Below are 12,116 nucleotides of genomic sequence, written 5' to 3' on the forward strand. Positions count from 1 at the left end.
GTCGACGAGCGACGGCTGCGTGAAGCCGCGTGAATATGTGTTAATTCCCATTTTACTGCTTCCCTTGTTGGTTGCTTCTTAATAAAAACCACCGGTGGAAGCTCGAATTCAACGTGCGTAGCACCAGTGAAGAATAGCGAACTCATCGTTCTGCTCGTTGTTGGTACGATTCTGCTTATCTGGTCCGGCATTCAGCCGCACGACCGCTTCACCTGGGTGCTGGAAGTTGCGCCCATCCTGATTGGCGTACCGCTGCTATTTGCGACATTTACCCGTTTCCCTTTTACGCCGCTCGTTCACCGTTTGATCTTCGTCCACGCACTCATTCTGATGCTCGGTGGCCATTACACTTACGCAGAAGTACCGCTTGGCTACTGGATGAAAGACCTCTTCGGCTTTGCGCGCAATCACTATGATCGCATTGGTCACTTTGCCCAGGGATTTATTCCTGCCATGATTGCACGTAAAATTCTCTTGCGATGCTCACCGCTTGTGCCAGGGAAATGGCTGTTCTTTCTTGTGTGCTGTGTCTGTCTCGCGTTCAGCGCCACATATGAATTTATCGAATGGTGGACGGCAGTGATGACCGGAGAAGCAGCGACGGCATTTCTTGGCACCCAGGGCGATCCGTGGGATACCCAATGGGATATGTTCCTCGCGTTGATTGGGGCGATCGTGGCACAACTGCTTTTTCGTCGCATCCACGATCAGCAGCTTGCGCGACTGCCGTAGAGTGGTACGATTTATCGGCACAACATCCCCGAACGGAGGTCTCGCCATGAAAGCGAATACGTTACCTATGGTTCGGATCGTCAGCACAATCATAGGGAGTTTTATCGCAGTCAGCCTTTTTTTCGTATCGATAGCCTTGGCCGAGGAAGGGCAATCTTCGCAACGTTCTGTAGGGTTGCCGAGTGATCCCCAATCACTCTCACAAGAGGAGTATCAAGAGTATGTGGATCTGGTGGAAGATCTCCAGGAGCAGCTCAATCGCAATGCCCAATCTCTCACTCAGGCTCCTCTGGGATACCAATGGGTAGCCCCCGACCGCGTTCACCTTAACGTGCGGATCGAAGACTGGCTGCACACGATTCAGTATGTAAAAGGGGCAACTGTGAGTTTGCCGCTGTTCCTTTCTGACCCACCACAAATTCAGACGCAGTTACAAATCGAACTCAAGAACAAGAAAGTTGTGATCGATAAGGTCACTCTTGCGTTTCCCGTAAGGCCGTCGCTGCGGTATTAAGGGAAGGCTTTCTAGCTGAAGGCTGAGTAAAGACATTTTTGCTTATGCCACAATCCCTGTCTCCTTCATTTCCCTCTTCTCAGGAAACTCGCCCTTCTGCGCTTTTGAGTGACGAGGCGTTTGAGCACTTGTATGACCTTGTTGCACTCTGTGGCAAACGACCAGCGTTTACGGTCGACGGTGAACTGGTGCTGGTGCTGGTGCCGGGAGGGGCGCACAACGGGATCGTGCAAGGTGTCACCAATGCGCTGATTGACCAAGCCCAGCGTGAAAGCCCGCGACGATATTGGGTCTATCAAGAACGGAACATTCGGCTCAGTGCGAACGAAAACCCGATCGTGCCAGACATCGCGGTTTACGATCGGGAACTGCGATATATGGAGACCTCACCTGTTGTCACTCCGCTGGTTGCGATCGAAGTCGGACTCTCAACAACACAGCATGACCATACAATAAAGGGGCCTCGCTATGCACAAGCCGGGGTCGGAGAACTCTGGCTTATTACCATGCCTGACCTCATACGCTTGCCTCTTGCTACCGGATACGAGCTTGATACGGAAACTCGTACCTATCGAGTCACCTCACATACAGTTCTGAGCCCACATCACGGGATTGCACTTCGGACGATTCCTTTGCGACTTGAAGGCTCGATATTGACTCAGTCTTTACTTCGCTACGGTATCCCACTCACTGAACTGCAAGAGTGGGCCGACCCGCCAGCAGCAAGGTCGCTGGAAGAGGGCGGCTAAATCATTCCACGAAAGATTGGTATGCTCAGCCTGTCACCCTTCGTCTCACTCAGGGTGACAGAGTCGCAACGTCTCAGCGTCACGTGTACGAACGGTCTTTGGTCTAATTTAGCTGGCTATAATCCGTGCGCGCGCAAGAAAACAGGCCCAATCGGAGGCTTCACAATGATAGGCAACCCCTCGACGGCTTTGGGAACGACTGCCGGATTGTAGGTGTAGACGTTAATCCCATGGGCACCGAGTCCCACAGCATCTATACCTGGAAGCTTGCTGAGTTCGTCTACGTGACGGAGGTGAATGGCTTGGGCTTCCTCAAATGGAATCCCTGCAATAGGGGGTGCCATCAGCGGAGGAATGGGCTCGGGACGAAGTGGGTCGACACAGAAGCGCCAGTTATTGTACACTTTGACCTCTTGGAAATTCTCCGGACAGGAGTCCGCTTGCTCTCGGACTTTCCCTGGTCGTAAAACGATGACTCCCGGCGGAGGAGGGAGCAAGTCACTGGGACCCGAGTCCTCTATCACTTCCGGTGGTGGATTATCGAAGCGGCAGCGACTATGCGGCGCTTCTCGGTGCGTCCCTGGGGGACATGGTTCGTCAGGTGGTTCTGGGCTTGATGCCACTTGTGGCGGCTCCTCCGGAGGCACAGGGTCGGGCGGAGTAGCTGGAAGTGGCTCCAGAAGACCCGCTGCTGCATTCTTGGCGATTGGTGGAATCGGAAAGATTGGGAGGCCTTCGACCGAAGGAGGGAGCAGTTCTGAGTTGAAGGTTTCGACTACTAATCCTTCAGCAGTAAAACTGACAGAAACTACCCCTTTGATCTTGTATAGTTCATGAACGTGTCGATAAAGGATTTTGAGCGCTTCATCATGGGGAATTCCAGCAATGGGCACTCCCGGTGTGGCCAAGTGAAACTTCTGTAGCGGTTCTCCTTTCGGTGTCGCTTGCTGCGCGACGGTGTAAGCAAGCAACAGTGAGGTTCCTAAGAATGCGGTAACAGCAAGTGCCTTTTTCACAGGTCCTCCTTTATTGTTCACTATGTGTTACTTTGTCAAACTGTGGAAAATACCCCTTTCTGAACTGCGGCTCTCTATTTATGATTTCTCTATACTCCCTCCTTTGGTGATCTTACAGGGCTCTCTAGACCTACAGAAGTTTTCCTACTCGCTGCGCTTACACTTACCCCCCCCCCTGCAAGTGTCAAGTCGAAAATTTACTAACACCACGTGCGGGAGTTTGTGTATAGTCTGATGAAAAAATACTATAGAGAAAGCAATCAAAGAGTAGAGACACCATGTAGGTCGCCTTGACCATAGAAATGTCGACTCTTATGGTCAAATCGTCAACAAGGTTGAGTGAGAACATTTTGGACTATGCTACAAACGTCTCCGGTCTTTTCTTCTTCTCAACAAACTCGCCCTTCTGCTCTTTTGAGCGATGAGGCATTTGAGCAGTTATTTGATCTGGTGGCTCTCTGCGGAAAACGACCGGCGTTTACAGTTGATGGTGAACTGGTGTTGGTAGATGTGGGGTTCTGCGGTGTTTCGCGTATAACCTCTCCTTGATAGTGCGGACACTGATTTAACTTCGCTGCTGGAGTTCCTGTAGGAGTACAAGCATTCGGCGCATCACATACCTGGCACGGTGGTGCGGCCACGCACCGCGCTAAGAGGTGCGTGACACTTACTCCCCATGGTTTCCCATCCGACAGTACCACTCCAGCCATCGTTCCAGTAGAGACTTGGGGAGTTGGAGGTGAGCCGTAGAGAAATACATTTGCTATCTTCACACCACCCTCTAATGAGCTTTTAGGGGTAGGTTTTTACGCTGAGAAAAGACGAGACGTCATTCCCGCGAATGCGGGAATCCAGGGGAATACGCAATTGTTCAGGGGTGAAGCTTCTGGATGCCCGCCTGCGCGGGCATGACGAACACGCGGATCCTCACGAGGGGAAATCCGCACCAATTGTGGCTTGGATAAAAAACCTATCCTTATGAGCCTCTAATGAGGGCAGTGGGAAGTTGCCTGTATGGGTGAGTGGCTTATATATTTGTGGGGGGACAACTTTTACAGGGAGTCCTTCTATTGAGTTTGGCACCAATGCTGGCTGATCGGTTTCGATTTCAATGCCGTTTCCACCTAAGCTCAGGCCTGTGACTCCGGGGATTTGTCGAATCCTCGCTGAGTTGCGTTCGAATATCTTTTCCGCTTCTTCAACGGGAACTCCAGCGATTGGTGGAGTCATGATCGCACTGGGAATCGGTTGGGGTTGAGCCAGGTTCACGCAAAATCGCCAGCGATATTTTGTCTCTTCCCTGAACCCCCTCTGGACAAGGTTGCCCCGCTTTGAGCTCTTCTCGCACTCCGTTGGGCTTTAGGACAATGGCGCCGGGAGGGGGAGACAGTGTGGGAGGTGGTGGAATTGTTGTGACGGGAACCCCTTCAATCTCTTTTGGCATTCCTTGGGGGCGATCGGTCACAATGGTAATTCTGTCCTCGGTCGGGAGCAGACCTAAAACATCGGGGTTTTGCCTTAACTCTTTCTCATGACGTCTCATCACATCGGCGCGGCGTGCGAGTTCTTCCTCCGAAAGAGGAACAGGGACCTGAGCTTGACCTTGTAATAGCATGCTCCAGATCCCCAAACTTACAGCGATGAGTATCGTTAACAAGATACGATTCATAGTTTCTCCCTTTTTCAAATCTTCCTGAAGCCAAAGATGGATTGTGGCGATTAACTTTTTCATTAAGATAGAATTCCTAAATTTAGCGCGGGTGAGCAAGGAATATTGTTACAAATGGATACCGATACGCTTAGAGGCTGCTTTATGTCACAGGTCGCATCTAAGAAAGAAGATCGTGTGTTAATTCCCTCCGTTGTCGTTTGTTTGGTAGTTGGGCTTCTCTGCTGGAGTTCGATGGGCTGCTCAATGAAACATCTGGCGGAAGTCGTCGCTGTGGATGTCGATTCCCCTGTCTTGACAGAATTCCTCAATAGGAAGCCGCCGTCAGTAACGCAAGTGTTGGTTGTCCAGGTTAGTGCTCTCCACGGAGGGTGAAGCAAACCTGGGGAAACTCGTGTCAAAGTTTCCGTCTTGAGAGCAGAAATTCACCCATATAATCGCACCCCGCTTAGTTTCGGACCGTGTCCCCTAATTCAGAGGCAGGTTACTCGCCAAATTCCTCTGCGGTTTGACACACCGGGAATAGTGATTATCCAAGTTTTTGGCAAAACAACGCTAGGAGAATCTCAGCGCATTGAAAGACAGGTCGAAATAAAAGAGAAATAACCAATAGTCTACATCTCTGTTCCTGCACCCGGAGATGTATAGCAGCATATTTGACTCTCCCTGCGACTGAACTATGCGGTAACAGCAAGTGCCTTAGATGCGAATCGTGCCTGTCCTGGTCGGAGACGTGACGGCAAGGTCACTGGAAGAGGGCAGCTAGCGCTCTCTATTGAATTACGTCCCTCCCTTTGTCCTCTGACAACGCTTGCGATACGCTCAGAGCTGGTAAAAGTTCGACTGCTCTAGGGTGGTGACCGTTTGATGGAACACGATGATTTGCCTTCTGTTGAAGCCGCTTCTCGCTATCTGATCGGTATCGATCTTGGTACGACTAACTGTGCGGTGGCCTATGTTGATACGACGCGATCCCGTGCTGTACAGCATTTCCCCGTCACACAATTAGTGAATGAGGCAGTTGCGGCACCACTGCCGATGTTGCCGTCGTTTCTCTACCTCCCTGGACCACGCGACTTGCCAGCAGGAAGTCTGGTCTTGCCGTGGGATCACGAGCGAGATTACGCCGTCGGTCAGTTTGCCAGAGTGCAAGGTGCGCGTATTCCTGGACGTTTAGTGTCCTCGGCAAAATCGTGGTTATCTCACGCCGGAGTCGAACGCAACGCGGCGATTCTTCCGTGGGGTGGACCACCGGAAGTCAGTAAACTCTCTCCTGTCGCAGCTTCTGCTCGCTATCTGCAGCATATCCGTGAAGCGTGGAATCAGCGCATGGGCAAACAGTTTGCCCTGGAGACCCAGCAAGTCATTTTGACAGTTCCAGCGTCATTTGACGAAGTGGCCCGCGAACTCACAGTGCAGGCTGCTGAGCAAGCCGGGTTGACACGTGTCACGCTGCTAGAAGAACCACAGGCTGCCTTCTATGCCTGGCTAGCGAAGCACACCGATTCCTGGCAAGGGCAACTACGGGCAGGGAATACGATCCTCGTTTGCGACATCGGTGGCGGAACCACCGATTTTAGTTTGATTGCGGTCACCGAAGGGAAAACCCAATTGCAGCTTGAACGTGTGACCGTTGGTGATCACTTACTTCTCGGTGGCGACAACATGGACATTGCTTTGGCGCGCCAGGTCGAGGCTCGGATGGCGAAGGGTGGCCGCCTCGATGCTCAACGCTGGAGCACGCTCACGCATCTCTGTCGCGTGGCGAAAGAAGATTTATTTGCTGACCCGAATCGTCAGAGTGTACCTATCACCCTCGCTGGACGTGGTAGCGCTGTGGTTGGCGGCACTCTTAGTGACGCACTCAATCGTGATGAGCTTGAACGTACGATCGTTGAGGGGTTTTTCCCAGTGGTTAACGTCGATAATTTCCCGCGACGGAGTGCACGTGTGGGACTGCAAGAGTTTGGTCTTCCGTATGCGACCGAAGCGGAAATTCCACGCCATCTGGCCTTCTTTCTTCATCAACATGCCCAAACAACAGGCCGACCAGACGCAATTTTGTTCAATGGTGGGGCGCTGACACCGCATGTCATTCGTGAACGCATTGTTGATATCGTCTCGCGGTGGTTCGCTGCGGCGAACGAAAACTGGCGACCGACGGTGCTGACGAGTACAAGCCTTGATCTCGCGGTTGCGTACGGCGCTGCGTATTATGGCTTGGTGCGGCGTGGGCAAGGGGTACGCATAGGTGGTGGTAGTGCACGTGCCTACTATATCGGTGTGGATATGCAGACACAGACCGCAGCCGAACCGCACGATGCTGTGAAAGCCCTCTGCCTGGTGCGCCACGGCATGGAAGAGGGCGAGGAAGTGCACCTCAGTGAGCCAGAATTTGAAGTTGTCGCCAACCAACCTGTGAGTTTTCCGCTGTATGCATCGAGTACGCGAATGTCTGATCAACCGGGGCAGCTACTGACACTTTCCGCCGAAGAGGTTTCTACGCTGCCGGCAATTCGGACTGTACTCCGTTTCGGTAAGAAGGCTGGCATGGTGAAAATCCCTGTACAGGTATCTGCTCGGTTTACCGAGATTGGTACCTTGGAATTGTGGTGTGAGGCGCAACAAACTAATCACCGGTGGCGACTCCAGTTTCAATTACGTGGTGAAGGAACTGTCGCTCCGGTGCCGACGACAGGAACTGTCAGTGAAGAGCATGTGATCGATGAGGCGCTTCAGGCAGAGGCCATGCAACTCATTCGAGCGGTGCTTACTGCTGGCACGAGCGCTAGTACTGAAGGCGTCACGGTTCAGAACCTCACGCGGAAACTTGAGCAGGTCTTGGGGACCAATAAAGATCGCTGGCCACTGAGTGCGATCCGCCGCTTGTGGGACGTCTTGTGGGAGTGTGAAAAAGCGCGCGCGCGGAGCCCAGAGTATGAGGCCCGATGGCTGAATCTGATTGGCTTCTGTTTGCGTCCTGGTTTTGGCCATACAACTGATGAGTGGCGTTTGCAACAACTGTGGAAGCTCTATCCACATGGACCGGTACACAACAATGCCATTCAGTGCCGGGCAGAATGGTGGAGTTTGTGGAAGCGAGTCGCGAGTGGCCTCAGTCGTCAACAACAACAGGTGCTCTATAACGATATCGCACCGTGGTTGCTCCCCAAGTTGAAGAATCGGATCAAGGCTGGTCGCTCAAAGGTGGGACCACAGGAACTGCGCGAGATGTGGCAAGTCGTAGCCAGTTGTGAGCGATTACTGCCAGATGCCAAAGCTGACTTGGGCGAAGAACTCTTTCGTACCATCGAAAAAGGAAAAGCCTCAGAGCCAGAAGTGTGGGCGTTCGCCCGGATTGGGGCTCGGGCACTGATTCATGGACCGGCGAACTGTGTGGTGCGACGTGAAGTGGCCGAGCGCTGGGTTGGGCAAATCTTGCGTAGTGAGTGGCGAAATCCTGAAGCGCTCGGTTTTGCTGTGGTACAACTGACGCGCTGTACAGGAGACCGGAACCGCGACCTCGATGAAGAGATACGACAACAAGTCGCGAGTAAACTTGCGTCGCTCCCGTCAGGGGAACGCTGGGCCAAACAAGTGCTTGAGGTTGTGCCGCTTGAAACGAAGGAGCAGGCGCAGATTCTTGATGAATCACTGCCTGTGGGGTTACGGATACGGAACGAAGAGACCGAGGGAGGTGCTGACGCGCGACGATAGGAAACCAATGGGCGAACCAGCGAATGGGAGAACCCGCGACCACCCCACTACTGATGATTCATTCTCTCTGTCGCCCCCTCGCCCGTTCGCCCATTCGTTCTTCTTCAGGGCAACGGCCCAAAGACCACACGATTGTCGGCCTCATCGCCTTCTGCCACTTGGGCGTTCGCATCAATAAACGCGACAATGAATCTGCCACTGCTGCTCACGCCTGAGGGTAACCGTAAATCCACATTGAAAAGCTGCTCACTCTTTGCGTTCAGCCCAGACATCTTTTTCTCTTTGAGTATGACATAGCCGGCGTTGAGCGTGGGGCTGTCAGCAAAGAAAAAACGAATGATGAACTTCGCTGCACGGTCTGTTCCTGTATTGATCACTTTCAGTGTTCCACTCACCTGGCAACGCGGCGGTTTCTGCTTTCCTTTTGCTTGACAAGTCTGGGTTGCACTGACCCATTCTCCGGCGAGACCGTTCGCCAACGCGAAATTCGCCTCTACCGTGAGTGCACCACTGACGGTAAATTTACAAAACGATGACGTTTTAGCCTCTGCACAGGCACCGCCCCAGCCACGAAACGTGGACGTTGTCGTTCCAGGTGTGGCAGTAAGGATCACCGGCGTTCCCGGCGGGAACGCTTCGCTACAATCTGGTGGGCAACTAATACCCTCTGGCTTGCTTATAACCTGGCCGCTTGTATTGGCCTCGTGATGCAGAGTAACGGTCACCAGGTTGCCACTGACAACCGTCGTACTTGCTGCCACAGTATTGTTATTCTCATCTACCTCAGGACTCGACGCCGTGACTGTGGCGCGGTTGATCAGGTTGCCAGCAGACTTCGCTACGCCAACGATGGTGATCTGCTCAGTTTTTGTCGATGGGATCGTACCAAGATCACAGACAATCGTGCTGGTTCCGCTACACTGGCCAACTGACGGGGTGACCTTCGTTACAGTGACACCATCTGGAAGTGTGTTGGTGACGATGACATTGGTTGCGAGGTCAGGTCCAAAATTAGAAACTGCGAGTGAGTACGTAATCGTCCCGCCGACGGGAACTGGATCGGGGCTATCAGTCATCGTTAAGCGTAAATCTGTACAAGGCGCGTTTGAGAGCGTGTCGATCTTGGTGACGAATGCATCTTCTTCGCCTTTGAGATCTGTCTGAAAACTACCCGGCGCGGTAGGGAACGAGGCAGAGCGGGTAAATCCAGCAATGTACATATTGCCGTCACTATCGACTGCAAGCCCGTGGGCCTCATCTCGTTCGCTACCACCAAGATAGGTTGAGTAGCCAATGCCAGAATCATTTGGTACTACCACTCCATCCTCGTCCGGCTTCTTAAAATTGACCTCCATTTTCAACAGAAATGCATCGGAGAGGCCGCCTCCGTAGACTGGTTGCACGGCGCAGCGCGAAGGGAGCGAGGGACTCTCTGCAGGTCCTATAGTTCCCACCAGGTAGACCAAGAGATTTTGCAAGACAGCACGGGCAGGACCGGGAGCGGCCAGGCTCTCAACGACTAAGCCACTTACTCGCAATGCATTATTTAGGCCCAGATAGGTAGAATACAGCGGAGTGAGCTCTTCATCGTCTTCGGGGATCGGAGCGTTTACATCCAGGACAGTCAGAAAACCGTCTTGTACTCCATCAAGTTGTGATACCAAGGCTGCATCGGAAGTCGGAAAGCCTGGCGCGCGTGTGACGCCCGTGACGACCGCATTATCCGCATTGTCAATGGCTACAGCTAGCGCTATTTCTCCCTGCGGGTCAAGAATCGTGCCTTCAACACTGCCGAGTTCAGTAGAGTATCGTAATTGGGTTCCTGTCGCATCGAGCTTGGTGACAAACGCGTTGCTGTCCCCATCCACGCCGCGAGTACGTAGCGCATTCGACGTCGTCGGAAAATCCCGTGAAGACGTAGCCCCGACAACATAAGCTACTCCGACGTTATTGACCGCAATAGCAGTCGCTTCTTCGTAGGCTCTGGCAGAAAAGACCGCAGTGTATCGGCGTTGACTGCCGTCAGCAGTGAGTTTGATGACAAACGCATCATGCGGAAGCGCTGCGGGATTGCTTGGTGCGAGTGGACCAGATCCGAACTGTTTGTATGTTCCTGAGCCTGGGACAGAAAGGACAGAAAGGTCTGACGGCGTGTGTCCCGCGACGTACGCACTACCAGTGCCGTCGATGGCAATGCCATTGGCGCGATCGTACGCAGCGCCGCCAAGGTACGTCGAGTACAGTAACGTGCTGCCGGTACTATCCAGCTTCGCGACGAAGGCATCTGAGATGCCGCCTCCTGGTGTTGGTTGGACAGCGTTAGGGGTAGTCGGGAAATCGAGTGTGAGGGGCTCTGTTGCCAATGTTTCTCCAGCGATGTAAGCGTTGCCGATATCATCAACTGCGATGGCTTTGGCAACATCAGCACCTGCCCCGCCGAGATAGGTGGGATAGAGTATCTTGGTCCCGGTATCGTTCAGCTTCGTCACAAAGGCATCGCCGTTCGTGGGGTCCACCGTTGGATCAACAACGTCCGTTGAGAGCGGGAAGTTGGCAGAGAGGGTCTGCCCCGCGAGATAGACGTTGCGGGCGCTATCCAGCGCCATCGCAAAGGCGGAATCTCCACGATCACCGCCAAGGAAGGTCGAATAGACAATCAGCTTCGGATCGATGACGAGCGGTTTGCTCGTATCGTACGAAGCGACCTGAAACCCTACGGTTGAACCTTGCAGGGTGTAGCTACCTGCGACTTCTGTTCGTACGCCGTTATCTTCTTGGTAGATAAATGGTTTGTGTACCTGGACATCTCCGACCGCCGTGTGCAGAAGGAGGTTGCCCTGGTTATCCAGCGTTTGTTGTAACGGTTGTCCTATTTTGTCAGTGAAGCTCAGGCGGATGGCTGCAGGGACAGCCCCAGGGGTGACAATGAAATCATATTCAAGCTGCCGTTGTTTGCCGTAGTACACTAAATCAATGCCAGAATACACGTTGTGATAGTGAACCTTGCCGTAGGTTGGGATGTTGGTTCGCCATAACGTCGGGTCGTTGCCCCGCAGATAGTTGACCGTGCCTGCCAATTGCTCAGTGCCGACGACCTGTGGCGTGAGGTTTGCTCCCAACACCTGCATGCGAACAACGGTCGGCGAGGCTGGCGAGACAGGGGAATTGGCATTTAGCGTCAGCACAGCTTCGGTTGCAGTGAGAAACAGGGCGTATCCGGGGCCGTGAGAAAGAAACGAGACCTGTGGGTCAGTCTGGCCATGGTTCGCTTCAAAACTCAGGGGTAAATTGCCATACAGCTCGCGGTGGGGCTCGATATTTTTTCCCGGTGCAAACGCAGAGCGCGGTGCTTTTCCTGGAGCGAGGCAGGCTGTACACAACACGATAATCCCTGACAACAGCGCATACATGCGCAAGCGAAAGTACCTAAAGACCATGCAGTCTCTCCTTCTGCACCAGTGACCGTGGCTGCGATTAGCCAGACGTTCGTCAAGCTGCTATAGAGGTTTCAGTCTCAAGTTACAAGCAAGCGAAACCTGAAAAAGCTCTAGGCCAGTTGAAAACCTTTGCCTCCCACTGCACAAAGAGACTATAGCAGGACTTACGCTTTGGACCTTAACAAGCCGTGACATGAGGGTTTTGTAGTTCAGCGCGAAGGTAATGACTAAACAAACTCTCCCGCACGGCATACAGGGTCTGGCCCAGTTCTTGAGCTTTCA

The 12,116-nt window shown here is 53.1% G+C and carries 8 protein-coding genes; 5 read left to right on the top strand and 3 right to left on the bottom strand.

The genetic code is table 11. The features are described 5' to 3' along the window. Positions 1-126 precede the first annotated feature (126 nt). Genes FJ147_23260 through FJ147_23270 form a run of 3 tightly spaced genes read left to right on the top strand, consistent with a single transcriptional unit; the run spans position 127 to position 1,995 of the window. Positions 127-732: a DUF2238 domain-containing protein gene (locus FJ147_23260; GenBank protein MBM4258807.1), complete on the top strand. Its 606-nt coding sequence runs from the start codon at positions 127-129 to the stop codon at positions 730-732. Between the two features lie 46 nt (positions 733-778). Further along, on the top strand, positions 779-1,246 hold the full coding sequence (locus FJ147_23265; protein MBM4258808.1) for a hypothetical protein: 468 nt from the start codon (positions 779-781) through the stop codon (positions 1,244-1,246). A 44-nt stretch (positions 1,247-1,290) separates the two neighbouring features. Further along, positions 1,291-1,995: a Uma2 family endonuclease gene (locus FJ147_23270; protein MBM4258809.1), complete on the top strand. Its 705-nt coding sequence runs from the start codon at positions 1,291-1,293 to the stop codon at positions 1,993-1,995. A 116-nt stretch (positions 1,996-2,111) separates the two neighbouring features. On the opposite strand, the gene FJ147_23275 is transcribed toward FJ147_23270, so the two are convergent. Together FJ147_23275 and FJ147_23280 are read right to left on the bottom strand one after the other, a co-directional pair. Continuing rightward, positions 2,112-3,011: a hypothetical protein gene (locus FJ147_23275; protein ID MBM4258810.1), complete on the bottom strand. Its 900-nt coding sequence runs from the start codon at positions 3,009-3,011 to the stop codon at positions 2,112-2,114. Between the two features lie 1,198 nt (positions 3,012-4,209). Beyond that, the gene (locus FJ147_23280; protein ID MBM4258811.1) at positions 4,210-4,743 is read right to left on the bottom strand and encodes a hypothetical protein; all 534 of its coding nucleotides are present in this window, start codon (positions 4,741-4,743) and stop codon (positions 4,210-4,212) included. A gap of 81 nt (positions 4,744-4,824) precedes the next feature. Here FJ147_23280 and FJ147_23285 point away from each other — a divergent pair, with 81 nt between their 5' ends. Both FJ147_23285 and FJ147_23290 read left to right on the top strand, forming a co-directional pair. Beyond that, positions 4,825-5,055, top strand: a complete 231-nt coding sequence (locus FJ147_23285) for a hypothetical protein (protein MBM4258812.1) — start codon at positions 4,825-4,827, stop codon at positions 5,053-5,055. A 492-nt stretch (positions 5,056-5,547) separates the two neighbouring features. Next, a complete protein-coding gene (locus tag FJ147_23290) occupies positions 5,548-8,397 on the top strand; it encodes a hsp70 family protein (GenBank protein ID MBM4258813.1) in 2,850 nt (949 codons plus the stop codon). A 104-nt stretch (positions 8,398-8,501) separates the two neighbouring features. Here the strand turns inward: FJ147_23290 and FJ147_23295 are convergent, their stop codons facing one another. Then, positions 8,502-11,834: a hypothetical protein gene (locus FJ147_23295; protein MBM4258814.1), complete on the bottom strand. Its 3,333-nt coding sequence runs from the start codon at positions 11,832-11,834 to the stop codon at positions 8,502-8,504. Positions 11,835-12,116 lie beyond the last annotated feature (282 nt).

The organism is Deltaproteobacteria bacterium (assembly GCA_016874775.1).
Classification (GTDB): domain Bacteria; phylum Desulfobacterota; class Binatia; order Bin18; family Bin18; genus VGTJ01.